We start from the raw sequence: 26,734 nt of genomic DNA, 5'->3' as shown, positions 1-26,734 counted from the left end.
TATTGCAGTAGTTAGGAAAAACGGATTCTAATTGGTCATTGAAGCGCATACAATGACGTACAGGCAATAAAAATTGCCTAAAAAAAGATAAAGCAGTACTAGATGAGGAGGAAATAGCTGTGGATTCATTAAAAGTATCATCTCGTTCTAATCCTAATTCTGTTGCAGGAGCACTCGTTGCGGTTATACGAGAGCAAGGGTTTGCTGAAATGCAAGCGGTAGGTGCAGGTGCGTTAAACCAGGCAATTAAAGCAGTAGCAATCGCTCGAGGGTTTGTAGCCCCAAGCGGCACAGATTTAATTTGTGCTCCGGCTTTCGCGGACATCATCATTGCAGGAGAAGATCGTACGGCATTAAAACTACTCGTTGAAAAAAGAAGTCGTTAATTCATGAAGAGCCATACACCCGCTTAGCATCCAATTTGCTAAGCGGGTGTTTTTTGGTTTGCGGGGTATATTTAAATAGAAGGGATTTAAAATAGTGGGAGTTTTAATCGTCAATTTGGGCTAGTTATTCGTCACTTTTGACGTTATATCGTCAAAAGAGATTTTTTATTCGCCACTTGATAAGGATGGGAATTTTAATCGTCACTTTTATCACGATAATCGTCAAAATGATTCATTTAATCGTCAGTTTCTGTTGCTTAATCGTCACTTTGCAGTAGATAATCGTCAATCATGAACGGATATTCGTCACTTCCATTTTTGATGAGAAATGAAACGCTCACTTCATAAATTATAATCCGCATCTCATTTATTTTTAGAACGCAACCCTTTTACATAACCAATCGTCCTCCAATAAAAGATTTCCCATATAAATTTTAGGGAATAGAAATCTAAATTTACATCAAAACAATTTGTGTACAGAACTTTCCGTCAAAGGTCTGATTTTTTGACTTGATATGACATTTGCAATAGTAGAGACTAACACTTCATGTTAAACTAATTTAGGGAAAAACTATAAAAAGGCTGTGCAATACGGCAGCTGTTCGATAAAGCATCTTGTACGCTTTATTTATAAATACAGAAACTTTAAGGAGATGTTGATATGTTACATCAGCTTTCATGGAAAGTCGGTGGGCAGCAAGGTGAAGGGATTGAGAGTACAGGTGAAATCTTCTCAATGGCAATGAATCGTCTAGGGTATTTCCTATACGGTTACCGTCATTTCTCTTCTCGTATTAAAGGTGGCCATACGAATAATAAAATTACGGTTCGTCCGACAGAAGTACGCGCAATTGCGGACGACTTAGATATACTAGTGGCGTTTGACCAGGAAACGATCGACGTGAACTATAAAGAATTAACACCATCAAGTATCATTTTAGCGGATGCGAAATTTGATCCGAAAAATCCGGAAGACTGTGTCGCGCCATTATACGCGGTGCCATTTACGGAAATTGCGGCTGAGCTTGGTACGTCTCTTATGAAAAACATGGTTGCGATTGGTGCAACGGCAGCACTTTTAAACTTGGATGAATCGGTTTTCCAAAGTGTTGTTAATGAAATTTTCGGACGTAAAGGTGAAGAAGTCGTTGCGAAAAACATTGAAGCGATCGAACGCGGACGTCAGGCGATTTCAGAGCAGATCGGTGACCGTGTAGGCACATGGGAAATTGCCCCTGCTGACGGAAAACGCCGTATGTTCATGATCGGTAACGATGCAGCAGCATTAGGTGCATTGGCAGCAGGTTCTCGTTTCATGGCAGCATACCCGATTACACCGGCATCTGAAATTATGGAATACATGATTAAAAAGCTTCCATTAGTAGGTGGAGCGGTTATTCAAACAGAAGATGAGATTGCTGCAGCAACAATGGCGATCGGCGCAAACTACGGTGGTGTGCGTGCATTTACGGCTTCAGCTGGTCCTGGTCTTTCATTAATGATGGAAGCGATCGGTCTTTCAGGTATGACAGAACAGCCGCTTGTTATTTTTGATACACAGCGCGGTGGTCCATCAACAGGTTTACCGACAAAGCAGGAGCAATCGGATTTAATGGCAATGCTTTACGGTACACACGGAGAAATCCCGAAAGTAGTCATTGCGCCTTCTACAATGGAAGAAGCATTTTATGATACGATTCAGGCGTTTAACATTGCCGAAGAATTACAAATACCAGTAATCGTTATGACAGATTTGCAGTTATCATTAGGTAAACAGTCGGTTGATCCATTTGATTACAGCAAAATTGAAATTCGCCGCGGTAAAATCGTCGAAGCGGTGGAAGATGAAGAAACGAAAGATTACTTCAAGCGTTATGAAAATACAGAAGACGGCGTTTCACCACGTGTCCTGCCAGGTACAAAAGGCGGTATTCACCACGTAACGGGTGTTGAGCATGATGAAACAGGTAAGCCATCTGAAGCAACGGGCAACCGTCGCACGCAAATGGATAAGCGTATGCGTAAATTACAGCATGTCCGCTTTGAAAATCCGGTATATGTGAATGCGCCTCATGAAGATGCGGACGTATTACTTGTAGGCTTCAACTCAACGCGCGGTGCATTGGAAGAAGTACAGGAAAAGCTGAACTCTGAAGGTGTGAAAGTGAACCACGCACATATTAAGCTGATCCATCCGTTCCCAGCAGAAGAAATGATTGCACAGATGGATAAAGCGAAAAAAGTGATTGTCGTGGAAAACAATGCGACAGGGCAGCTTGCAAATATTATGAAAATGAATATCGGTGGTCACGCGAAGACAAAATCGATTTTAAAATACGATGGTACACCATTCTTACCACGTGAATTAACAAACTTAGTGAAGGAGGAAATTTAATCATGGCAACATTTAAAGATTTCCGAAATTCCGTAAAACCTAACTGGTGTCCAGGCTGTGGTGACTTCTCTGTTCAAGCGGCGATTCAGCGTGCAGCAGCTAACGTAGGCTATGAACCAAGCGAATTGGCAGTTATTTCAGGAATCGGCTGTTCTGGTCGTATTTCAGGCTATATTAACTCATACGGTTTCCATGGCATTCACGGTCGTGCATTGCCGATCGCACAAGGCCTTAAAATGGCGAACAAAGACCTGAAAGTTATCGCTTCTGGCGGTGACGGTGACGGCTTCGCGATCGGTATGGGTCATACAATCCATGCAATCCGCCGTAACATCGACATTACGTATGTAGTAATGGATAACCAAATTTACGGATTAACAAAAGGGCAAACGTCTCCACGTTCTGCTGCTGGTTTCATTACGAAATCAACACCGGGCGGAGCAATCGAGCCATCATTAAAACCATTGGAAGTTGCGTTAACAGCAGGTGCGACATTTGTGGCACAAGGCTTCTCAACGGATATTAAAGAACTGACAGCAATGATTGAAGCCGGTTTAAACCATAAAGGCTTTTCATTCATTAACGTATTCTCACCATGTGTAACGTACAACAAAGTAAACACGTACGACTGGTTCAAAGAGAATTTAACAAAGCTTGCTGACATCGAAGGCTATGATTCTTCTAACCGCGAAATGGCAATGCAAACAGTAATGCGCCATGAAGGTCTTGTAACAGGCATTATTTATCAGGATACTGAAACAACTTCGTATCAGGAAAAAATCAAAGGCTACTCAGAGCTGCCGTTAACAGATATCGATATTAGCTTATCAGAAGAACAATTTGATCAGTTGACTAAGGAATTTATGTAAATAATTTGGAACTATACAGGCTGGAGTTTTTCCAGCTTGTATAGTTTTTTTGTTGTTAAGGAAATCATAGATTTGGGCATTTTATTGGAACAATGCAGCGGTATATTAAAAAAGAGTACCGATTGACGGCAGATGCACCAGTGAAGTAGCAGGCTTTGGCTTTTATTAGAACATTGTAGTGGTTTATTAGACAATAAGGATGTTTATTAGAAAAAGTTAGTGCGTTATTAGAAAAACGAACAAGAAAATTTGAATAAAGATTCTCTAGAGCTATTTTTGAATGCAGATGCGATAGGGAATGAGTTGGCTTCGGTTTTTATTAGAACAATTCAGTGGTTTATTAGAAAAAGTCACCGTGATATTAGCAAATCAGTAGGTGATATTCGAACATTCTGAACACTTATTAGAACAACAGGGGGGTATATTAGAAAATCCGCTTTTTATTAGAACAAATAAAAATATATTAGAAGATTTCTAAATATATTAGAACATCTCCAGCCGCCAGCCTTCCTAATAAAAAAAGAACTAAAGTAAATCCCCATACAATGAATTGCCTGCCAAAGATAACTGATAAACTTACCAACGCAGGCTTCATCGTTGACTTGACGGCAGCATTTATAATACAGATTATCCGACACTATAACTATTATTCCAATGAACTTCGTTACTTCTTCTAAGGTAACAGATATATTGACCGCTATTTTTCCTTCCCCCATTAACACACTTTTACAACAATTTTACATATTTACATATATCCGTTTACATAGTCCCTTTATACTAAATCAAAATACATAGATAAATGAGGTAATATAACGTGCGCTTTCGGAATGCGATTAAATTTAAAGACCGGCTTGCCGTATTAATGATCATTTGTATTTGCTCGAATATCATTTTAACCGTATTTAGTATGGATTACTTGCGGAAAATGGAAAGGGAAGCACAGGCTTTATATGAAGAAAAGCTCCTAACGCTAAATACAATACAGGACATCGAACAACAGTATCTCCAAACGAATGAAATCCCGGTGCAATCCACAGAGCAATTAACAACAGCCGCATTTGATTCCAAAATGGAATTTTATATGAAGCAGCTGGTAAGCGACCCATCAGCGGTACTATTCGAGGAAATAGACGCATACATAATCGAGCGGGCATCCGCACAATTAACCAATCATGAGAACGATATAAAATTCGGCTACAGTCTCCTATTATCGATTTCGATCATATTAATGGTGCTTATCCTGTTTTTCGGCATTCAGGCGATTCGCTCGATCAATAAGCCGACACGGGAGCTAAAGCAGCTATTCAAACTTGTGCAGCACGGGGATTTAACGAAATACGCGACATACTCGGCGCGTGATGAGCTTGGGAAAACAACAAAATATTATAACTTAATGATCGCGGACATGAAGGAACTCCTGAAAACAGTCCGGAAAAATACTGAATCGGCGACAGAAGCGAATAACGAGCTTCAAACAAATGCTGAGCAAATTACGACAGGGGCAGTCCGGATTGCGACAAGCTCGGATGACATGAGAGGTTCTCTGCAATATGCCACAGCCCGATTATCGGATAATGCGGCATCTGTACAGCAAGTGGCAGCCGGAATTGATGAAATAACCGAGCGTATGCACCATGTCGATCATTATATAAAAGAAACAATTGCACAGGCAGTGGACGGGGAAGCAATCGTCGGGCAAAATATAGCACAAATGCAGGATGTGGAACAGGCGATGCAAACAGCGAGTAATACGATTAACGAGCTGAATGAACAGACACAGCATGTTTCAAGGGCGGTCACGATGATCCACTCGATTGCGGATCAGACGAATTTGCTTGCGCTGAATGCCTCGATCGAAGCGGCAAGAGCGGGGGACCATGGTCGAGGTTTCGCTGTGGTAGCCCAGGAAGTACGTAAATTGGCAGAACAGTCCCAGGAGTTCACAAAATCGATTGCAACAATTGTCACAAAAATTCAGCAAGGGACTTTGGAAGCGACGAACAATATGGCAAATGCGATGCGCAGTGTTGATACGGGCGTCACTACAACGGAACTCAGTGCGGTCAAGTTCAGAGAAATTACGATGCAAGTACAACAAATCAGTCCGCAAATGGAGCACGTTTCTACTATTATGAATGAAATTTCCGACCATACCCATGATGTGGCGCATAGTTCCATTGAATTAAGCAACCGCTCCGAGGAAAATCTCGTGTTGATGCACCTCATTCAGGAACAGATTGACATGCAGAAAAAATCAACGACCGAAATTTATGAAGAGATCCAAAGCATCGCAAAAAATATGCGGTCCTTAACACATGCAGTAAAACGATTTCAAATTTAAACAAAAATGCTTTTGACGATTTTTGTCGAAAGCATTTTAATTTTTGTTATATTACTGTAATATTTATAAGTAATTTACAGAAAAAGATAAAAATACGATAAAATTTGTAATTATTTTCTGAAAACTGATGAAATTTATCATGAAAACTGGTATCTTTAATCAAGAAGTCATATTAATGAATGATATGTAAATTTATTCCATAATACAATACACCTATAGTCATTAATTCAATATTAAGAATATTTTTAAGAATGTAGCTTTTAATAAATTATTGACTGTAGTAGAATAGTGGTATAAAAATATGTGTTTTATTTATTAATACGAAATTATATAGAGAGAATAGTTAGTAGAAAATACTTGTTTGGCAGCATTTCATTTCATAGCAGACTTCATTTTTCTGAATGTTTGTAAAAAGGCAGTGTTTATGTTCAACATGACAAAAAAACTAATAATTGCTGTGATCAATTAGATTTGTCATTAGATAAATATATTAATTAAGGGGATGTATTTTTTATGAACAGTCAAATTCAACTAATTGCACCAAAGTGGTTTGTCCAGGATGAGCTACATATTATCGAAACGATCGTAAGCAAAACGTCAGCGGATACAGGTATTGTCATTGCAGGTGAAAACTTCGATGCAACAAAGCGATGCCATCCAACAGTTCGACTTTATATGATCCAACTATTTAATGACCAATATGAAATAACAAAAGAATTGGATGCCTTCCAATTTGACACTGCTGAAGAAGCGCAGCAATTTTGCGCAAAGCTGCCTGAAATGACGGCTATTGATTTGGTTATGCTAATGAATAAGGAAGAGCCTGTATTTTCTATTTAATAGATTAATCCAGCTTTGTTGAATGAATCTTCATTTAACAAAGCTTTTTTTGTTGTTCTTTTTCCGAGGGTCCGTATTTGTATTTTAGTGGAGAAAGGCTACAATAAAGGAGAACAACTATAATAAGGAAGTGATTTAAATGGCTAGAGGTGTATATATTCACATTCCTTTTTGTCATCAAATTTGTAACTACTGCGATTTTAATAAAGTATTTTTTAAAAATCAGCCAGTTGATGAATATATTGAAGCGCTTGGACGGGAAATGGAAATGACGGTAGCGCAAATGCCGGAAGCGTTCACGAATATCGAAACGATTTTCCTTGGCGGCGGTACCCCGACGGCATTATCCGCAGAGCAAATTGAAAAATTATTGGGACTTATTACGAAACATATTCCGATGTCATCCGTAAAAGAATTTAGTAGTGAAGCCAATCCGGATGAGCTGACAATCGATAAATTACAGGCACTTTATAATGGAGGCGTCAACCGATTAAGCATGGGTGTACAATCATTCGACCAATCTCTGCTCGAAAAAATCGGACGTACCCATTCAAATGAACATGTATATGAAACAATCCAAAACGCAAAAAATGTTGGATTTGAAAATATAAGCATTGATTTAATGTATGGTCTGCCTGGCCAGACGATGGAACAATGGCAGGAAACGCTTGAAAAGGCATTGGCACTGAAGCTGCCGCATTATTCGGCGTACTCGCTTATTGTAGAGCCTAAAACGATCTTTTATATTCAGTATGCTAAAGGAAAGCTGCACTTGCCGACAGAAGATCTGGAAACGGACATGTATAGTGTTTTGATGGATACGATGGAAGCGCACGGATTAAAGCAATATGAAATCAGTAATTTTGCGAATGAAGGCTATGCATCCACACATAATAAAATCTATTGGGATAATGACGAATACGCAGGATTTGGCGCTGGTGCTCACGGTTATTTGGAAGGAATACGTTATTCGAATGTCGCACCGATCAAAAAATATATTGAAACGGTGATGGCAGGGGAGCGTCCTTTATTGCATGAGCATGAAGTGACAGCTGATGAGAAGCTGGAAGAGCAGATGTTTTTAGGATTAAGAAAATCTGCTGGTGTGACACATGAAGAATTTGAAATGAAATTCGCTCAGCCAATGCTTTCTATATATAAGGAAATAATCGACCAATTAAAGGAAGAGCAACTGATTGAACTGGACTCTGAAGGGATCCGTTTAACTAGAAAAGGCCGTTTTATCGGCAATGAAGTATTTCAGCGGTTTTTAGTAGGGGAATAATCTTTTTACAGCCGATGCTTGAAAAAAGTTAAAAAAAACGGACGAATTCATTGACATCAATTTAGAGATTTGCTAATTTATAAATATATTAGCACTCCTCTTAATCGAGTGCTAACAGAGGTGAGAAAGATGTTAACAAATCGGCAGTTACAACTATTGCAAGTAATCATAGACGAATTTGTGATGTCAGCACAGCCTGTTGGTTCGCGTCAACTATCCAAAAAAGAAGGAATTACGTATAGTGCTGCTACAATACGTAATGAAATGGCAGATTTGGAGGAGTTAGGGTTTTTAGAAAAAACGCATACTTCTTCAGGCAGGGTACCTTCTGAAAAAGGGTATCGCTTTTATGTCGACCATTTACTTCAGCCTCAAATCATTTCGAGTGGCGAAGTAGCGCAAATCCAGTCGCTCTTTAAAAAGCAGATTGTTGAAGCAGAACAAATTATAAAAGAATCCGCAAATATATTATCGGAGTTAACGACATACACGACGATTTTACTCGGTCCGGATGTTCAAAAACATCGTGTCAAGAAATTCCAGATTGTACCGTTAACAGAACAGACAGCGGTGGCTATTATCATCACAGATAACGGTCATGTAGAAAATCGCACATTAACGTTACCACCGGGTTTTAACCCGCATGATATTGAAAAGATGGTTAATATTTTGAATGACCGCCTAGTCGGTGTACCACTATATGAGCTGCCGGTAAAGCTTCAAACTGAGGCAATATCGGTATTGAAGTCTCATATTCATGCATCCGATTCGATTGTCCGGTCCTTGTTATCCATTACTTCAAACCATCACGAAAATAAAGTTTATTACGGTGGTAAGTCCAACATGTTGAATCAGCCGGAGTTCCATGATTTAGAGAAAATGCGAATGCTGATGGATCTGATCGACAAGGAAAGCCAAGTTCAAACTTTATTCAATGAACAGAAACATGGTATTCAAATCCGAATAGGTTCAGAAAACAATCATTTAGCAATGGAAAACTGCAGTGTCATCACCGCTTCCTTCCTTGTCGGGGAAGAACAGCAGGGGGCGATCGCAATTATCGGTCCGACGCGCATGGATTACCGACGTGTTGTTACATTATTGGATGTTATGACAAACAGTCTGTCCAGAGCGTTTTTCGATAAAAAGCAGTAATGCCGTTGATTCAGCGGTCGTAGCGTAATACATTACCGCTGAATTCATAAATGATTGATACTCGAGGAGGAAAAGAAGTGTCAGAAACAAAAAACAATGAAGAATTGCAGCACGAAGAAACTACGGAAGAAGTAGTGGAAACAGCTGAAACTACTGAAACAGAAGAAATTGCAGTAGATGAAAAAGATCAGAAAATCGCTGAACTGGAAGCAAAACTTGCTGAAGAGGATGCACGTTATCTGCGTTTGCGTGCAGACTACGATAACTTGGCACGTCGCACACGTTTAGATCGTGAAGCAGCGGAGAAATACCGTGCACAAAGCCTGCTGACTGAACTTTTACCAGTGCTGGACAATTTAGACCGTGCACTGCAAATAGAAGTGACAACAGAAGAAGCGGCATCATTGTACAAAGGTGTACAAATGGTATATGACCAGTTACTTGCTGCAACCGAAAAAGAAGGTCTTTCGATCATTCCGGCAGAGGGCGAAAGCTTTGATCCGAACTTCCACCAAGCTGTTATGCAGGAGCAGGACAGTGAAAAGGAAACAGGCATCATTTTACGCGAACTGCAAAAAGGGTATCAGTTAAAGGACCGTGTACTGCGTCCGTCAATGGTATCTGTAAACGAGTAATTTAGTGCTTTTCGGTGCTATTTATATATTTAATAAATTTGATGTTTATATGAAACACATTTTGTTTTTACTATTAGGAGGAAATTAAATTATGAGTAAAATTATCGGTATTGACTTAGGAACAACAAACTCTTGTGTATCTGTATTAGAAGGCGGAGAACCAAAAGTAATTCCAAACCCAGAAGGTAACCGTACATCTCCATCTGTAGTAGCATTCAAAAATGGAGAAAAACAAGTTGGTGAAGTAGCAAAACGCCAAGCTGTAACAAACCCGAACACAATCATTTCAATCAAATCAAAAATGGGTACGAATGATAAAGTAAAAGTGGATGATACAGAGTACACTCCACAAGAAGTATCTGCAATGATTTTACAATACTTAAAAGGCTATGCTGAAGACTACTTAGGCGAAAAAGTAACAAAAGCTGTTATTACAGTTCCTGCATACTTCAACGATGCTCAACGTCAAGCAACAAAAGACGCTGGTAAAATCGCTGGTTTAGAAGTAGAACGTATCATCAACGAACCGACAGCAGCTGCTTTAGCTTACGGTTTAGATCAGCAAGATGTTGACCAAAAAATCTTAGTATTCGACTTAGGTGGCGGTACATTTGACGTATCGATCCTTGAATTAGCTGACGGCGTATTCGAAGTATTAGCAACAGCAGGTGACAACAAACTTGGTGGTGACGACTTCGACGACAAAATCATTGCTTATTTAGTAGAAGAGTTCAAAAAAGAGAACTCAGTAGACTTATCAAAAGACAAAATGGCAATGCAACGTTTAAAAGATGCAGCTGAAAAAGCGAAAAAAGACTTATCAGGTGTAACTTCTACTCAAATTTCATTACCATTCATCACAGCAGGTGCTGATGGCCCGCTTCACTTGGAAATGTCGTTATCACGTGCGAAATTCGATGATTTAACAAAAGATTTGGTAGAACGTACAATCGTTCCTACACGTCAAGCATTATCAGATGCAGGTCTTTCTGCTTCTGAATTAGATAAAGTAATCTTAGTTGGTGGTTCTACTCGTATTCCTGCAGTAGTGGAAGCAATCAAAAAAGCTACTGGTCATGAACCACACAAAGGCGTAAACCCAGATGAAGTAGTAGCAATGGGTGCTGCTGTACAAGGCGGCGTATTAGCTGGTGACGTACAAGGCGTATTATTATTAGACGTAACACCATTATCATTAGGTATCGAAACAATGGGCGGTGTTATGACGAAATTAATCGATCGTAACACAACAATCCCAACATCTAAATCTCAAGTGTTCTCAACAGCTGCAGACAACCAGCCAGCAGTAGACATTCACGTATTACAAGGTGAACGTTCAATGGCTGCAGACAACAAAACACTTGGTCGCTTCCAATTATCTGATATTCCACCAGCACCACGTGGGATTCCACAAATCGAAGTAACATTCGATATTGATGCGAACGGTATCGTATCAGTTAAAGCGAAAGACTTAGGTACACAAAAAGAACAAACAATCGTGATCCAATCTGATTCAGGTTTATCAGAAGAAGAAATCGAGCGTATGGTGAAAGATGCAGAAGCAAACGCTGAAGCAGATGCGAAACGTAAAGAAGAAGCAGATCTTCGCAACGAAGCAGACCAATTAGTATTCCAAGTGGATAAAACAATCACAGACTTAGGTGAGCAAATCACAGAAGACGAAAAGAAATCTGTTGAAGATGCACGCGACGAGTTAAAAGCAGCTTTAGAAAAAGGCGAGCTTGAAGGCATCAAAGCTTCTAAAGAAAAATTAGAAGGCGTACTACAACCATTAGTAATGAAAGTATACGAGCAAGCAGCGGCAGCAGCGCAAGCAGCACAAGGCGGCGCTGAAGGCTTCGAAGGCGCAGCAGACGCTGGTCAAAAAGACGACGGTATCGTAGACGCTGACTTTGAAGAAGTTAAAGACGACAAAGACAATAAATAATTCTTTCTGATTTTCACATAAAAGCCAAAGACCGCTTGCGGCTTTGGCTTTTAAGTTTGTAGTGATATGGGCTTATTAGCGGATTCTCGTGGGAAAGTAGAACTTATTGAACCGAAAGTAGAAATTTCAGTGACTAATGTGGAAGCTATTCATGGAAAACTAGAATAGATCTCCTAAAAAGTAGAAATGCTGGCCCATAAAGTAGAACTCATTGAATAGACGGAGACGCTATACACAGAATATGGTAATGAAACGAAACTTTTAATTACACGTGAAGTGCTTGGAATGGAAGGAAGCGACTCCAGCGGGAACAGCGCGCGCCTGAGACTACAGGCTCAGGCCGTGCCCGCGGAAAGCGTCCGACCCGGAATGGAAAGCACTGGACTATATAAGAAGCAACAAAATTGATGAACAAACCAAAACATTATTTAATTTCACATAAGATGTGCCAAAGCAAAAGCTATACATCATTTTTTCAACATGTTAAAATAGACGTTATGTAAAAAGAGCGGAGAGTGAACAATGAGTAAGCGCGATTACTATGAAGTACTTGGCCTGAGCAAAGGTGCAAGCAAAGATGAAATAAAAAAAGCGTATCGTAAATTATCAAAACAGTATCACCCGGATTTAAACAAAGAAGAGGGTGCGGACGAAAAGTTCAAAGAAGTCGCAGAAGCGTATGAAGTGCTGTCAGACGATCAAAAACGCGCACGCTATGACCAGTTCGGCCATGAAGATCCAAATGCAGGCTTTGGTGGCGGCGGCTTCGGAGGCGGCGCTGGCTTCGGCGGATTCGAAGACATTTTCAGTTCGTTCTTCGGAGGCGGCCGACGCCAAGATCCGAACGCCCCGCGTAAAGGCGACGATCTTCAGTTCCGTATGAACATTTCTTTCGAAGAAGCAGTATTCGGAAAAGAAACAGAAATCGAAATTCCAAAAGAAGAAACATGTGATACATGTCACGGCTCCGGTGCAAAACCAGGTACGCAGCCACAAACATGTACACAATGTAATGGTGCGGGCCAAATTAACCAAGCGGTCGACACACCGTTTGGCCGTATGGTAAACAAACGTTCTTGTCCATCATGTCGTGGTCAAGGTAAAATCATTGTGGAAAAATGTACACCATGTCGCGGTACTGGTACGATTACGAAAAAGAAAAAAATCAAAATCACAATCCCTGCAGGTGTTGACGATGGTCAACAATTACGCGTAGCAGGTCAAGGTGAAGCAGGATTCAACAATGGTCCGGCCGGCGATTTATACATTATTTTCAATGTTCGCAAGCATGAGTATTTCGAACGTGACGGCGATGATATTTTATATGAATTAAAACTAACAATCCCGCAAGCTGCATTAGGTGATGAAATCGAAGTACCGACAATTCACGGTAAAGTGAAGCTGAAAATCCCTGCAGGTACACAATCGGGTGCACAATTCCGCCTGAAAGATAAAGGTGTAAAAAATGTACACGGCTATGGTATGGGGAACCAGTATGTTATCGTAAATGTTGTCACACCGACGAAATTAACGGAAAAACAAAAACAATTGTTACGTGAATTCGCAGAAATTAGTGGAGACATTCCGGAAGAACACGGAAGCTCCCTGTTCGACAAAATCAAGAAAAAAATTAAAGGCGACTAAGGAGTGTATTGCAAGTGAAATGGACAGAACTTTCGATTTTAACAACGCATGAAGCTGTTGATGCAGTGACGAACATTTTACACGAAGCTGGTGCAAGCGGTGTAGTAATTGAAGATTCAAAGGAATTAGACAAAGAGAGAATCGATAAATTTGGTGAAATTTACGCACTGAACCCCGAAGATTTTCCGAAAACAGGTGTCATTGTAAAAGCATACTTATCGGCTTCAAGTTTTTTAGCGGAAACAATCGAAGAAATTAAGCTTGCAATCGCAAACCTTGTAAACTTTGATATTAATATTGGTGAAAATGTATTAACTTTATGTGAAGTCGATGAAGAAGATTGGTCAACGGCGTGGAAGCAATACTACCATCCGGTAAAAATTTCGGAACGCTTTACAATTGTGCCGACTTGGGAAGACTACAAACCTGTATCAACGGATGAGCTGATCATTGAGCTGGATCCGGGAATGGCGTTCGGAACAGGAACACACCCTACAACGGTAATGTGTTTACAGGCACTTGAAAAAGTTGTACAACATGACCACACAGTAGTCGATGTTGGTACAGGATCTGGCGTACTGTCAATTGGTGCTGCCATGCTTGGCGCGAAAAGCGTTCATGCATTGGACTTAGATGAAGTGGCAGTAAATGCAGCGCGTGAAAACGTTGAATTGAATAAAATGAGTGATATTGTAGAAGTATTCCACGGCAATTTATTGGACACAGTAAAAGAACCGGCTGATATTGTCGTAGCGAATATTTTAGCAGAAATCATTATGTCATTTACGGATGATGCATTTTCAATTGTAAAACCAGGCGGCATCTACGTGACATCGGGCATTATCGGAGCGAAAAAAGACGATGTAAAAGCAGCTCTTGAAAAAGCCGGATTTGTCATTGAAGAAGTATTAATGATGGAAGATTGGGTAGCGATTATTTCACGTCGTCCTTAATTAAATCGTTTAATCGAAAATCGAACATTTTGCTAATGGGCAAAATGTTCGATTTTTACGTTACCAATTAGGAGTGAAGACAATGCAAAGATATTTTGTAGATACTGTGGAAAATGATATAGACCACTTTATGATTTCCGGGGAAAACGCGCGCCATATTTCAAAAGTTATGCGTATGACGGCAGGGGAAGAAATCATTGTTGTACATGACAATGTAGCGTATGTTTGTGAAATTATCGAGCTGGACCAGGATGTACGTGTGAAAAAAACAGGTACGACAATCCCTTCGCCGGAACTGCCGGTACATGTCGATATTGCTTGCGGCTTGCCAAAAGGCGATAAACTGGAACTGATTGCGCAAAAAGCGACAGAACTTGGTATGCACGCGTTAATTCCGTTTGCTGCGGAACGTTCGATTGTAAAATGGGATGATAAAAAAGCAAAGAAAAACCAGGAACGTCTTCAAAAAATCTCTCAGGAAGCAGCCGAACAATCGCATCGTACATATGTCCCGGATGTTGTACAGCCAATCAGTTTTAAGCAGCTTGTACAAACATTCTCTAACTATGACGCTGTCTATATTGCAGATGAAGAGGATGCGAAATTGGCAACACGTACGACATTTAAACAAAAGCTGCAATCGTTAAATAAGGAAAAAACACCGCGCATTTTATGTATTTTCGGTCCTGAAGGCGGCATTTCGCGTAATGAATCGGCAGTATTCCTTGAAGCCGGGGCACAGACAATGTCACTGGGGCCTCGTATTTTACGAGCAGAGACGGCACCCTTGTATGCGTTATCTGCCATTTCGTATGAATTTGAATAGTGAATGATTTAAAATGACAGACCTAAAGAAAGCGAAGAGCCTTAATTTCTCACACAAAGAGAAATTAAGGCTTTTTGTTTTGTACACCGGAAATCCGTTATTTACAAACTATCTCAAATTAAATGTATTTCTCCCTTGTATAACAAAATATAAATATGTATAATGTTTGTATAACATATAACAGTGTCTCTGGACAAATTATTATTGTAAACAGCTACAATATGGAATTTTATTACTATTAATCGTGAAATGAATAAAGAATAGTACTAAACATTATACAAATTATTCTGTGCGAGGGAATCGTTGTACAATATTGAATCGAAACAGGGAGGAACTATAGATGAAAAAAATTGCAGTGGTAGGGGCAGGACCTGGTGGATTAGCGGTTGCCATGTTATTGGCGCATAAAGGTTATGAGGTAACGGTATATGAAAAGCAGGCTTATGTAGGTGGGCGAACAAGCGAGATTAAACTTGGTGATTATAAATTTGATATGGGACCAACATTTTTAAATATGTTATACATTGCGGAGGAAATTTTTGAGTTAACAGGTCGCGATATTCACGACTATGTGGATTTAATCGATTTAAATCCGATGTATCAATTAATCTACCATAATAAAAAGATTAATATGACGCGTGATGCAGGTGAGATGATCCGTCAAATCGATGAGCTGTACCCTGGAAATGAAGGAAGTTATGAACGTTATATGGAGCAGACGCAAAAGAAACTTGAAGTGCTTGCTCCAGTATTACAGGCACCGATGAACAAGCTGACAGACCTGTTCAATCCGAAAGTGATGAAAGCTTTCAAAGAATTGGAAGTAGGGAATTCTCTTGTTGATACGCTTTCAAAGTTTTATAACGAAGAGGAATTACAGCTCGCTTTTACATTCCAGGCAAAATATCTGGGGATGTCTCCATGGGAAAGTCCCGGCGCATTTTCAATTCTTTCGTATATTGAACACGCTTACGGCGTTTACCACATTAAAGGTGGTATCAATAAGCTGACAGAAGCGATGGCGAAAGTTGTCCTGGAATCAGGCGGGAAAATTTTATTAAATAACGGTGTGAAGAAATTAAGAACAAAAGGCAAAAAAGTAACGGGTCTATTGCTGGAAGATGGTCAGGAAATTGAGGCAGATGAAGTAATCATTAACGGAGATTTCGCACATGCGATGACGAATCTTGTGGAACCCGGTCTATTGAAAAAATATACTCCGGAAAAGCTCGAGAAAAAACAATACTCTTGTTCAACGTTCATGCTGTATTTAGGTGTCAATAAACGATTCGATTTACCGCACCATACAATCTGGTTTGCAAAAGATTACCGGAAAAATGTAGAGGAAATTACAAAAACGAAATTGATGTCTGAGGATCCTTCGATTTACATTCAAAATGCCGTCGTTACGGATGAAACGGTTGCACCAAAAGGGAAGTCGACATTATACATTTTAGTTCCGGTGCCGAATAATATGAGCGGAATTGACTGGTCAAAAAAGGCAGGTCCTTTCAGGGATATGATTTTAAATATGGTAGCGGATAAACTGGGTGTTAAGGATATGTGGGAATATATCGAAGAGGAGCGAATGCTTACACCAGCCGACTGGGAACGCGATATTCATGTATATAAAGGGGCAACGTTCAATTTAGGGCACCAATTATCGCAAATGCTTGTATTCCGCCCGCGCAATAAATTTGAAGAGCTCGATCATTGCTGGTTAGTCGGTGGTGGTACACATCCGGGCAGTGGCTTGCCGATTATTCTGGAATCGGCCCGAATTACAGCAAACGGCATTTTACAGCAGGATAAACAGACGTTACTCCCTGTTAAACCACTGCCGAAAGTGGAACTGTATAGAAAGAAACAATCCCAATTAAAACATCAGCCTGCAGCCATTCAAACAAATGTCTGACTAGGGAATTGATTGTTTGTGAAACTTTTGATTGAATGGTAACGTATAATAACTATTCAATTAAAGGAGGCAATTCAATGTTTAAAAAATTAGCATCAGATGCATTGGGATTATCGGATATCGGGGTAGTGATTTCACGCCAGGACTTTGATAAAACAGATGCAGATGATTTTATTTTTAATGAAGTGGATGAACAAATTTATTTCCTGATCAAAACAAAAGCGGATGAGTATTGCTTCACCAACTATGCATTAATCCATGTAGACGGGGCAAATGCCATCAGTAAAAAACGTATGCTGCGTCGCTATGACTACGAACATTTTGCGATTGAAGAAGTGCTGCTGGAAACTGCCGGAACAATTGATTTGGATGTGGAAATTAAATTTGTGGTCGGAAATGTGCCGTTAAGTATTGATATTCATAAAAAACACTTAACGGAAATTAAAGATTTATACAAAGCGCTTCATGCCATTTCCCTTGAACAGAAGGCGAATACATTCAGCATGGATGCGGCAAAACAAAGCTTAAATTTAGCTGCATCTGCAATCGGCCGCGCGGGTAATGAGGGTGTTTCACCAGCTGATGCATTTAAGGAAATCACAGCATTTTCACATAGCTGGCTGCTGGAGCAAAAGAAAGCGTTTGTTAAAAAAGATTTCGGCGATGTTTTCGAGAAATATATTAATAACTAATAGATTGAAGATGACACTCATATCTGAAATAGGTTATGAGTGTTTTATTTTCAATTATTTTCCGTTTTTGGACCGAATTTAAGGGGAAGAGAAACAATAAAGTAATTCTTTCACTTCCCCATTATAAAAGATGATAGGTGGCGCTGATGAAAAAAATATTACTCGTACTAGGATTGCTGCTGATGATTACAGTTCCGTTAGGGATTTATTTCATCAATGATAAATCCGTTTCGGAAAGTAATGATGCAGATGGGGATTCTTCTACCTCAAAGCATATAGTAGCAACATCCGTTGAACCGGTCTATGAGCAAAATATTGCTTATAATGCCCGGGTGCTAAGCGATCGATATGAAGTGATGCAAAATGGTAAATGGCAGGAAATGACCATAAAAGGGGTAAATATGGGGATGGCTAAGCCCGGTCTTTTCCCGGGTGAAGCAGGAATTACAAAAAAAGATTATACAAGATGGCTCAAATCAATTGGTGATATGCACGTGAATGCAATCCGTGTTTATACAATCCACCCGCCGGCATTCTATGAAGCGTTGCTGGAGTACAATGAGTCGCATGAACAGCCGATTTACTTGTTCCATGGGGTTTGGCTGGAAGAAGAGCCGGTAATTGAGCAGTTGGATGTATATGGTGAACCGACAGAAAAGTTTCAAAAGGAGATAAAGCATATTATCGATATTTTACATGGCAATGCGGAAATTGAACATCAGCCGGGCCATGCTTTTGGGAATTATACTGCCAATGTCGCTCCATATGTTATTGGCTGGATGATGGGCATCGAATGGTATCCGGATGCAGTTAATTCAGTTAATGAGAAATATAAAGGCAAGGCACAATATGACGGCAAGTACTTTTCGACAAAAGATGCTGCTCCATTTGAAATCTGGCTAGCAGAGCAGATGGAATATGCCGCCCGGTACGAAATGGACGAATACAAATGGATGCGGCCGTTCAGCTTTACGAACTGGGTAACAACCGATTTATTGGACCACCCGTACGAACCGAGTGAAGAGGAAGATTTGGCGACCGTAAATCCGAATGTCATTTATGAGAAAAACGAGCTGCAGCATGTTGGTCAATTTGCTAACTACCATGTCTATCCGTATTATCCGGATTTTTTGAATTTTACGCCTGAGTATCTACAATATAAGGACCATCGCGGTGAACCGAATAGCTATGCAGCATATTTGAATGATTTGAAAAAAGCGCACCGTCTGCCGATATTAATTTCCGAATTCGGAATACCGGCTTCCCGTGGATTGACTCATAAAAATCCGTTCGGCTGGAATCAGGGCTTTGTGACCGAGCGCCAGCAAGGGGAGTATTTAGTCAGTCTCTATGAAGATATTCTGCAAGAAGGCATGCTTGGCGGTTTAGTGTTCTCCTGGCAGGATGAATGGTTTAAGCGGACATGGAATACGATGGATCTCGATAATCCGGATCAACGGCCATTTTGGTCAAATGCACAAACAAATGAACAGCAGTTCGGACTGCTCAGCTTTGATACATTGAAAATAAAAGTGGATGGGGATATATCGGACTGGTCAGGGAAAAAGCCGATGTATAAAACGAAACAGATGGCCATGTATATGGATTCTGACGAACGCTATTTGTATATACGGATGGATGTGGAAAATACGGAATTCTCAAATGCCGATTTTCCGTTAATTTATTTCAATACAGTGAAAGGGCAAGGGAATTCAACATATAAGGACTACCCGTTATTGAACAAAGCTGATTTTGTACTGACGATTAAAGATGAGGAAAATAGCAGAATTGAAGTCGATGCCTATTATGATGTGTTCCAGAAACTGTACGGCGACCGATTGAAGCTCGTCCCGTTTGAAGGGATGACCGAAAAAAACAGCGGGCAATTTAACCCTATTGAGTATGCGATAAATAAAGAGCTCACGATTCCGATTCTCGATAAAACCTATCCATTCGAAAAATACGAGACAGGGAAGCTGCGAAAAGGAAACGGTAACCCGGAAAGCCCTGATTATGATTCGCTTGCTGATTATGAAATCAACAAAGCGGATGGGATTGTCGAAATTCGTATTCCTTGGCTATTGCTGAATTTTACGGATCCGAGCCGTCTGGAAGTTTGGTCGGATTTATATGAAAATGAAGAAATGACAAAGGAAATGATAGAAGGAATTGAAGTCGGTGCATTGCTCATCGAAAATAATACCGTGAAAAACCGTATACCGGACAATAAATCCGACCTGAAAACCTATACATGGGAAGGCTGGACAATACCCGAGTATAAGGAACGTTTAAAGCAATCGTATTATATTTTGCAGGAAAAATTTTCAGAGATACATTAAGTTAAAGCAAAGATCCACTGTTTTCCGAGCGATTGAAATGGATTGCAGTGGGTTGAGGCATATGTATGAACAGGGGTGAAATAAAGATGAAAGAAACGGAGAATCAGTTTAGTAATAGCGTAGAGAATTTTCAAAATTTGAAGTATCTATATGATTTGCAGCTAACTTATATCCGAAAAAAGGGGATTCATTTTACGTTTGTTTTCGTGAAATATTCAGATGAAATGTCTGTGAGCTATGAAGAATTCTACCAGTTGGTAAAAGAAAATTTACGTAAATCGGATTTTGTTTTTGCGGATCGGTCAAAGCAATACATCATTCTTGTTCTGTCGATCAGTAAAGCAATGGAATCCAAATCATTTCTAGGTCGGCTTCAAACTGCCATGTCACCTTTCAAAATGCCGCTTGTTGCCGTTATTGCAGAAATTGCAAATTCTTTGCATCCGCTTGAAGAAATACTGGAAGTTGGCGAGGAAGAGGTGATGAGCCTTGATTTTTCAGATGCACAAATAGTGGTGATTCCGCATTTTATTGAAAAAGAGCGAATCAAGATGAAAGTCAGCATCATCGAAAATGATCATATTACACAATCTATATTTTCGAATCTGTTTCACAATCTGGAAACAGCTGAACAGGATTTGGAGGTACGGGTGTTTAATGACGGACTTGAATTTATAGAATCCGACTGGTACCGAAGTGAGCATCATCATATTATCGTGCTGAATGATATTTTGCCTAGAAAAAATGGCTTTGAGGTTTTGCATTATTTGCGCGGTTTGCCTAATGAACAAAAATATTTAATTTTATTTATTTCATCACGTAATTCCGAGGAGGCACAGCTTTATAGTTTTGAAAATGGTGCTGATGCTTACTTTGTCCGTCCCTTTAATTTGAAAATTTTTGAAATACGTATTAAAAATCATTTGAGAAGGTCGCGATAGTATGATAGATCGTCAATTTTTAGTCGGGGCGGTCATTGCCGGCACTATCATGCTGATCGTTATTTTATGTCTATTTATATATTTAATCTATAAAGGGATGAAAAGAAATCGGATCAATGAAAAGATGAATGCGTATTTCGAACAGTATAAAACGGAATGGTATAACTATCTTGTGTATAACAAACCGCTGGATCACCGGCCGGAGAATCATATTATGATGAAGGCGGTTGATCATCTATTTGTTTCATATTTGACAACACTTAATAATGCTTCTATTCACAGCAAAGTTTCCGAATACGCTGCATCGAATATGCAGAATTATTATATCGAGCAAATAAAAAGCAGTGATCGATCGGTCCGTTTAAATGTATTGCAGCGAACATTACTGCTGGAGCTGGAATTTTTAGTACCCCTCATTGAGCGGCGTTTAAAAAGAAAACGAGATTATGAGATGGAAGAGTATTTATTAATGTTGCGGATAGTCGCAAAATATAATCAGAATTTGTTTTATGCCCATGTTTATAAATCGAGATTACCACTGGATGACTATGAATATAAACTTTTGTTATCGACAATTGATGAAGGCTATATCGATTATTTTACAAACCATTTCGATTCCTTGCCAACCGGGCTGAAACTTGCCCTTCTTGATTTTCTGAGTTTAAGCACAAATGTAAATAATGATTTTCTCTCTTTCTATGAGCGTTTGTTAACATCGGAAGATCAGGAATTAAGAATCCGCGTTCTAAAAGCGATTGCATCGTTTGGGATGGTTTCTGATTTCCAACTGTATGAACGCTTTGTCGATTCCGCCAGCTGGGAAGAGAGGCTGATGATGGCGAAAATTTTGCGGTTTGTAAAAGAAGAGGTATCTTATCAAAATCTTCAGCGGTTAATAGGTGATTCAAATTGGCAAGTACGTAAACAGGCGGCCTTATCTTTACTGAATATGCCAAACGGACGAGGAATTTTACAGCAAATAATCGACAGTGAAAACGATTTGTATGCAGCAGATATGGCAAGGGAAGTCATGAAGTTAGGATGATGATAAATGAATCTAGATAACATACTTTATTGGTTTAACGAAGTGTTCAGTTCATTAATTTTTATATACATGTTATTTGTTATATTAGTCTATTCATTAATGCTGGTCTTTGCTTTCTTACAGTTGAGGAAAGACAGGAATCTGGATAAGAATTTGGAAGGAAAGGTAAATTTGAATGCGGTTTATTCGAAGCCTGTTTCAATCATTGTCCCTGCTTATAATGAGGAAGTCGGTATTATCAGTACGGTTCAATCATTATTGACACTTGAATACCCGCAATATGAAATCGTGATTGTGAACGATGGTTCGAAAGATACGACATTGCAGACAGTGATTGATGTCTTTCAGATGGAGCCTGTTTTCCGGACTGTACAGAATCAGCTGCCATCAGCGGAAATCAGAGGCATTTACCACTCGAAGCTTCATTACAATATTGTTTTAGTAGACAAGGAAAATGGAGGAAAGGCTGATGCGTTAAACGCAGGCATAAATGTATCAAGATTTCCTTATTTTTGCTCGATTGACGGTGATTCAATTTTATCCACTAAATCATTGCTGCAGGTGATGAAGCCAATAGTCTCATCCAACGGGAAAGTCATTGCTGCAGGTGGAAGTGTGCGTATAGCAAACGGTTCGGAAATCGAGTACGGCAGTGTTCTGAAATCGGTTGTCCCGAATAACCCGATTGTCGTCATGCAGATTATTGAATATTTACGTGCTTTTTATATGGGAAGAATTGCGCTGAGCCGTTTTAATTTATTATTAATTATTTCCGGTGCGTTTAGTGTCTTTTCAAAAGAATATACAATAAAAGTCGGTGGCTACAATAAGAATACGATCGGCGAAGATATGGAACTGGTCGTCCGGCTGCACAACTATTTACTGAAGAATAAAATAAAAAAATCGATTGAATTTATTCCCGACCCGGTATGCTGGACAGAGGCACCGGATAATTTAAAGGATTTAAAAACACAGCGGAGACGGTGGCATCAGGGACTGTTAAGCAGTCTTATGCTGAACCGTGGAATGCTGCTCAATCCGAAATACAAACAAATCGGTCTCATATCTGTTCCGTATTTTGTATTTATTGAATTAATCGGCCCGATTGTTGAACTATTGGGATATATATATGTCATTTTATCATTTGTAATCGGGAACATCTATTTGGAATCGGCTCTTACTTTATTTGTCCTGTTTTTAATTTACAGTACCGTCATTTCGATGTTTTCTATTTTGCTGGAAGCATGGAGTATGGGCACTTATCCACGTATCCGTGATTCGGTAAAACTATTATTGTATTCTTTATCGGAAGTGTTCTGGTTCCGTCCGCTAATGGTTGTTTTCCGTCTTCAAGGATTCTGGTACTTTATTCGGGGTAAAAACGATTGGGGAAGCCTAACGCGTTCTGGATTGCAAAAGAAAACAAATGATACTTTATAATATAGACTAAGTTGATAGGCGGAACTATTCCGTCTATTTTGTCTGTCTTCTTCTTTATTTTCAAAAGAACCGGAATTTGTCCGTACATAAATTTTCCAAAACAAATTCAAAAAGACTCTCCATGAATCAACAAAAAATGGGGCAAATTCCATATATAAATAAAGTATTGGAGACAGGAGAAAAAATTGGTTGTATAAAGATAACGGAAAAAGGTGATATATTAGTAAATAACATGGAAAACAGATTGAGAGGGTCGCGATAATAATGGAGATTGAAGAAATTTTAAAAGGGATCTTAATTATCTGTAGTGTAATGCTTTTTATTCTATTATGTATTTATTTTTATGCAATTTATCGTAAGAACAGAAAGAAACACTCTTTTAATAAAATAAATAACTATATCCAGCAAAATGAAAGGGACTGGTATAATTATTTAGTTTTAAACAAACCTCTTCGGAATCATACAACTACAAAGAATGAGCTGGCGGCAATTGATACTATTTTTGTTTCGTATGTTACAACGATGAATAAAGAAGAAATCCTGGAGAGAGCTTCTACATATGCTGCGTTAAATATGAAAAACTATTATGTGGAGCAATTGAATAGCCGTGATGAAACTGTCCGTCTACATGTTTTACAGCGCACATTGATTTTGGAGCTGGAATTTTTAGTGCCGTTAATCGAACGCCGGCTAAAAGATAATCGTACCGGCTCTATCGAAGAATATTTATTAATGTTACAGGTTGCAGCGAAATATAATAGAAATTTATTTTTGGCGCATATGTATAAGCCTAGATTGACTTTTTATGATAGTGAGTACCATCTGTTGCTATCGAATATTGAGAATGGTTATTGTGACTACTTTAAAGATCATTTTGAAGAATTGCCGATTCAGCTGAAATTAGCCTTTCTGGAGTTTTCTTGCCTGAACATGAACATGAATCCTTCATACCTTTCATTATTTGAACAGTTATTGACGTCCGAGTGTCCGGGAATCCGTCTTCGAGCATTAAGAGCCATTTCATCGTATGGCAAAATTTCGCATGTGAAGCATTACGAAGTGTTTGTTCATTCAGCCCTTTGGGAAGAGCGTCTATTGCTTGCCGAAATTTTACGTTTTGTCAAAGAGGATGATTCATACACTTATCTGAAAGTGTTATTGCTTGATCCAAATAGCCATGTTCGAAAACAGGCAGCTTTATCGCTGATGGATTTACCGGATGGACAGGTAATACTGCAGCAGGTTTCCGACAGTGAAGAACATATCTCTCCGGCTACATCTGTGGAAGAAGGCCGGTAGTTTAACAAGTAGTTAAAAAAATAGGCTTTGTATAGCGTTTTATGCTATTATAAAACACGTTGATATTTTTCTTCATTTAGAGAATGAAGAGCATGCTACCGGTCGACTAAAAAGAGGCAATTCGCCGGAGTAAAATAGATAAGTGCTAACCTTGAAAGGATGATATAAATTATGAGTTACGAACGTACGAAAACCGTATCTCTACATACATTAGGGTGTAAAGTAAACCACTATGAAACAGAAGCAATCTGGCAGCTATTTAAAGAGCAGGGATATGAGCGTACTGAGTTCGATCATCAGGCGGACGTTTATGTTATTAATACATGTACAGTAACAAACACTGGCGATAAAAAATCACGCCAAGTGATTCGCCGTGCTATCCGTCAAAATCCGGATGCGGTTATTTGTGTTACTGGCTGTTATGCACAAACTTCACCTGCTGAAATTATGGCAATTCCAGGGGTCGATATCGTTGTAGGTACTCAGGACCGCGAGAAAATGCTTGGATATATCGATCAATACCGTAACGAGCGCCAGCCGATTAATGCGGTACGTAATATTATGAAAAACCGTGTATATGAGGAATTGGATGTACCGGCATTTACTGACCGTACTCGTGCCTCACTGAAAATCCAGGAAGGCTGCAATAACTTCTGTACGTTCTGTATCATTCCTTGGGCGCGCGGCTTAATGCGTTCACGTGATCCGGAAGAAGTTATCCGCCAGGCTCAGCAGCTTGTGGATGCGGGTTATTTGGAAATTGTCCTGACAGGTATTCACACAGGCGGATATGGACAAGACTTCAAAGACTATAACTTAGCGCAGCTATTGCGTGACTTGGAAGCGCAAGTAAAAGGCTTGAAACGTTTACGTATTTCTTCAATTGAGGCATCTCAATTAACAGATGAAGTAATTGATGTACTGCAAAACTCTGAAATCGTTGTAAACCACTTACACATTCCGATTCAATCAGGTTCAGATACAGTTTTAAAACGTATGCGTCGTAAATATACGATGGAGTTTTTCGCAGAGCGTCTTGAAAAGCTGAAAATTGCTTTACCTGACTTAGCGGTTACTTCTGACGTAATCGTAGGTTTCCCGGGTGAAACGGAAGAAGAATTCATGGAAACATACAACTTTATCCGCGATCACAAATTCTCTGAGCTTCATGTATTCCCGTACTCTCAACGTACAGGGACACCGGCAGCAAGAATGGAAGATCAAGTTGATGAAGAAATCAAAAACGAACGCGTTCACCGTTTGATTGCACTGAATGACCAGCTTGCAAAAGAATATGCTTCTCGTTTTGAAGGAGAAGTACTGGAAGTCATTCCGGAAGAGCGCTTTAAAGATAGCGACAATGAAAACCTATATGTCGGCTATACAACGAACTACTTAAAAGTAATTTTTGAAGGCACAGAGGAAATGGTCGGCCAGCTTGTAAAAGTTAAAGTTACTAAAGCAGGCTACCCGTACAACGAAGGACAATTCGTTCGCGTATTGGAAGGCCAGGCAATATAAATAATTGTGCTTCGATAAATAATTTTATGGAAAAAGAGGAATTGCAATATGCAATTCCTCTTTTTGTTTAGACGAATTTACTTGATATAAAAGGTTAATTAGTTGTTCGGAGTGAAGGCGGCGACTCCTTGGGGACAAGCACGTGGGAGAGACTACAGGCTCGAGCCGTGCCCCCAGGAAAGCGTCCGCCGTAACGGAGAACAACGTGTAAGAAGCGGATATAATATTAGCCTTACCCTATTTTATTTCCAGTAAAATAGGGTAG

Annotated in this window: 20 protein-coding genes; all 20 read left to right on the top strand. The window is 39.5% G+C overall.

What is annotated here, in order from left to right; translation table 11 throughout:
- Positions 1-119: 119 nt before the first annotated feature.
- A complete protein-coding gene (locus tag CBM15_RS00480) occupies positions 120-386 on the top strand; it encodes a stage V sporulation protein S (protein ID WP_008403166.1) in 267 nt (88 codons plus the stop codon).
- A 661-nt stretch (positions 387-1,047) separates the two neighbouring features.
- Positions 1,048-2,781: a 2-oxoacid:acceptor oxidoreductase subunit alpha gene (locus tag CBM15_RS00475; RefSeq protein WP_087615341.1), complete on the top strand. Its 1,734-nt coding sequence runs from the start codon at positions 1,048-1,050 to the stop codon at positions 2,779-2,781.
- Between the two features lie 2 nt (positions 2,782-2,783).
- On the top strand, positions 2,784-3,650 hold the full coding sequence (locus CBM15_RS00470; RefSeq protein ID WP_008403164.1) for a 2-oxoacid:ferredoxin oxidoreductase subunit beta: 867 nt from the start codon (positions 2,784-2,786) through the stop codon (positions 3,648-3,650).
- 814 nt (positions 3,651-4,464) lie between these two features.
- On the top strand, positions 4,465-5,991 hold the full coding sequence (locus tag CBM15_RS00465) for a methyl-accepting chemotaxis protein (RefSeq protein ID WP_087615340.1): 1,527 nt from the start codon (positions 4,465-4,467) through the stop codon (positions 5,989-5,991).
- A gap of 513 nt (positions 5,992-6,504) precedes the next feature.
- Positions 6,505-6,831, top strand: coding sequence for a hypothetical protein (locus tag CBM15_RS00460; protein WP_008403162.1), 327 nt, complete (start codon positions 6,505-6,507; stop codon positions 6,829-6,831).
- 139 nt (positions 6,832-6,970) lie between these two features.
- On the top strand, positions 6,971-8,116 hold the full coding sequence (gene hemW, locus CBM15_RS00455) for a radical SAM family heme chaperone HemW (RefSeq protein WP_087615339.1): 1,146 nt from the start codon (positions 6,971-6,973) through the stop codon (positions 8,114-8,116).
- A gap of 129 nt (positions 8,117-8,245) precedes the next feature.
- The gene (hrcA, locus tag CBM15_RS00450; RefSeq protein ID WP_008403160.1) at positions 8,246-9,271 is read left to right on the top strand and encodes a heat-inducible transcriptional repressor HrcA; all 1,026 of its coding nucleotides are present in this window, start codon (positions 8,246-8,248) and stop codon (positions 9,269-9,271) included.
- A 77-nt stretch (positions 9,272-9,348) separates the two neighbouring features.
- Positions 9,349-9,906: a nucleotide exchange factor GrpE gene (gene grpE, locus CBM15_RS00445; protein WP_087615338.1), complete on the top strand. Its 558-nt coding sequence runs from the start codon at positions 9,349-9,351 to the stop codon at positions 9,904-9,906.
- Positions 9,907-9,997: 91 nt separating this feature from the next.
- Entirely contained in the window at positions 9,998-11,854 is a 1,857-nt protein-coding gene (gene dnaK, locus CBM15_RS00440) for a molecular chaperone DnaK (RefSeq protein WP_065217043.1), read from the top strand.
- A gap of 522 nt (positions 11,855-12,376) precedes the next feature.
- Positions 12,377-13,498, top strand: a complete 1,122-nt coding sequence (dnaJ, locus tag CBM15_RS00435) for a molecular chaperone DnaJ (protein ID WP_008403156.1) — start codon at positions 12,377-12,379, stop codon at positions 13,496-13,498.
- A gap of 14 nt (positions 13,499-13,512) precedes the next feature.
- The gene (gene prmA, locus CBM15_RS00430; protein WP_008403155.1) at positions 13,513-14,451 is read left to right on the top strand and encodes a 50S ribosomal protein L11 methyltransferase; all 939 of its coding nucleotides are present in this window, start codon (positions 13,513-13,515) and stop codon (positions 14,449-14,451) included.
- Between the two features lie 82 nt (positions 14,452-14,533).
- Complete coding sequence (locus tag CBM15_RS00425; RefSeq protein ID WP_087615337.1) at positions 14,534-15,277, top strand: 16S rRNA (uracil(1498)-N(3))-methyltransferase; 744 nt, start codon at positions 14,534-14,536, stop codon at positions 15,275-15,277.
- 340 nt (positions 15,278-15,617) lie between these two features.
- Complete coding sequence (locus CBM15_RS00420) at positions 15,618-17,192, top strand: phytoene desaturase family protein (RefSeq protein ID WP_087615336.1); 1,575 nt, start codon at positions 15,618-15,620, stop codon at positions 17,190-17,192.
- 77 nt (positions 17,193-17,269) lie between these two features.
- Positions 17,270-17,884: a PH domain-containing protein gene (locus tag CBM15_RS00415; RefSeq protein ID WP_087615335.1), complete on the top strand. Its 615-nt coding sequence runs from the start codon at positions 17,270-17,272 to the stop codon at positions 17,882-17,884.
- Between the two features lie 146 nt (positions 17,885-18,030).
- Positions 18,031-20,223, top strand: a complete 2,193-nt coding sequence (locus CBM15_RS00410; RefSeq protein ID WP_087615334.1) for a hypothetical protein — start codon at positions 18,031-18,033, stop codon at positions 20,221-20,223.
- A gap of 86 nt (positions 20,224-20,309) precedes the next feature.
- Positions 20,310-21,164: a response regulator transcription factor gene (locus CBM15_RS00405; protein WP_087615333.1), complete on the top strand. Its 855-nt coding sequence runs from the start codon at positions 20,310-20,312 to the stop codon at positions 21,162-21,164.
- Position 21,165: 1 nt separating this feature from the next.
- Positions 21,166-22,209 carry a HEAT repeat domain-containing protein gene (locus tag CBM15_RS00400; protein WP_087615332.1) on the top strand — a complete coding sequence of 348 codons (1,044 nt, stop codon included), beginning with the start codon at positions 21,166-21,168 and terminating at the stop codon, positions 22,207-22,209.
- A 6-nt stretch (positions 22,210-22,215) separates the two neighbouring features.
- Positions 22,216-23,649, top strand: a complete 1,434-nt coding sequence (locus tag CBM15_RS00395; RefSeq protein ID WP_087615331.1) for a glycosyltransferase family 2 protein — start codon at positions 22,216-22,218, stop codon at positions 23,647-23,649.
- A gap of 264 nt (positions 23,650-23,913) precedes the next feature.
- Entirely contained in the window at positions 23,914-24,948 is a 1,035-nt protein-coding gene (locus CBM15_RS00390; protein WP_087615330.1) for a HEAT repeat domain-containing protein, read from the top strand.
- A 171-nt stretch (positions 24,949-25,119) separates the two neighbouring features.
- A complete protein-coding gene (mtaB, locus tag CBM15_RS00385; protein ID WP_008403144.1) occupies positions 25,120-26,469 on the top strand; it encodes a tRNA (N(6)-L-threonylcarbamoyladenosine(37)-C(2))-methylthiotransferase MtaB in 1,350 nt (449 codons plus the stop codon).
- The last annotated feature ends 265 nt before the right edge of the window (positions 26,470-26,734 follow it).

The organism is Solibacillus kalamii, from assembly GCF_002174535.1.
GTDB lineage: Bacteria > Bacillota > Bacilli > Bacillales_A > Planococcaceae > Solibacillus > Solibacillus silvestris.
This window is presented reverse-complemented; position numbering and strand designations above follow the sequence as displayed.